At 67.2% G+C, this 274-nt stretch carries 1 protein-coding gene; it reads right to left on the bottom strand.

Annotation, left to right across the window (positions count from 1 at the left end):
• Positions 1–75: 75 nt before the first annotated feature.
• A partial coding sequence (locus ABD243_RS11395) for a lysozyme inhibitor LprI family protein (RefSeq protein ID WP_344365559.1) occupies positions 76–274 on the bottom strand: 199 nt, incomplete at its 5' end.

Below are 274 nucleotides of genomic sequence, written 5' to 3'. Positions count from 1 at the left end.
GCTCCTCCGGGAGCACTTCACGGGGTTCAGTCATAGCCACAATGATTCTCCAATCCATCAGCGACTACAGCCCTCCTACACAAACAATCTGACACCCCCGGGGAACGGGCACCTGCCGTCGCGGAGCCGGAGCCAGTGCCGCTGCGCCGCCGTCAGACGGTAACTGCTCCGCCCGATCTCCAGCGGCGCCCCGTCCCGGGGATCGGTCAGGACCCGGTAGAAGGAACCCGCGCCACCACTGACGAGGCGGCGGGCCATCGACGGCGGGATCGGA

The organism is Arthrobacter humicola (genome assembly GCF_039531445.1).
In the GTDB taxonomy this organism is placed as follows: domain Bacteria; phylum Actinomycetota; class Actinomycetes; order Actinomycetales; family Micrococcaceae; genus Arthrobacter; species Arthrobacter humicola.
This window is presented reverse-complemented; position numbering and strand designations above follow the sequence as displayed.